Consider the following 790-nt stretch of genomic DNA (forward strand, 5'->3'; position numbering starts at 1 on the left):
CTTCCCGTTTGAGCGATGGGGGGACGCAGGAGGATAGGGCGAGCAGGCGGCTGGAAGAGCCTGTCCAAGCCGTGAGGCTGATCCGCAGGCAAATCCGCGGATCATAAGGCCAAGCGGTGACGGCGACGGAGTGATCCGGAAGTCCCCGATTTCACACTGCCAAGAAAAGCCTCTAGCGAGGGAAGAGGTGCCCGTACCGCAAACCGACACAGGTAGGCGAGGAGAGAATCCTAAGGCGCGCGGGAGAACTCTCGTTAAGGAACTCGGCAAAATGACCCCGTAACTTCGGGAGAAGGGGTGCTCTTTGGGGTGAAGAGCCCTGAAGAGCCGCAGTGAAAAGGCCCAAGCGACTGTTTATCAAAAACACAGGTCTCTGCGAAGCCGAAAGGCGACGTATAGGGGCTGACACCTGCCCGGTGCTGGAAGGTTAAGGGGAGCGCTTAGCGGAAGCGAAGGTGCGAACCGAAGCCCCAGTAAACGGCGGCCGTAACTATAACGGTCCTAAGGTAGCGAAATTCCTTGTCGGGTAAGTTCCGACCCGCACGAAAGGTGTAACGACTTGGGCGCTGTCTCAACGAGAGACCCGGTGAAATTATACTACCTGTGAAGATGCAGGTTACCCGCGACAGGACGGAAAGACCCCGTGGAGCTTTACTGCAGCCTGATATGGAATTTTGGTATCGCTTGTACAGGATAGGTGGGAGCCTGGGAAGCCGGAGCGCCAGCTTCGGTGGAGGCGGCGGTGGGATACCACCCTGGCGGTATTGAAATTCTAACCCGCACCCCTTAA

The 790-nt window shown here is 57.6% G+C and carries 1 rRNA gene; it reads left to right on the forward strand.

Annotated elements, in window-relative coordinates:
• Positions 1-790 (forward strand): 23S ribosomal RNA (locus tag GZ1_RS17770); the annotation flags it as partial.

Origin of the sequence: Geobacillus zalihae NBRC 101842 (assembly GCF_001544135.1) — a bacterium.
Lineage (GTDB): Bacteria > Bacillota > Bacilli > Bacillales > Anoxybacillaceae > Geobacillus > Geobacillus zalihae.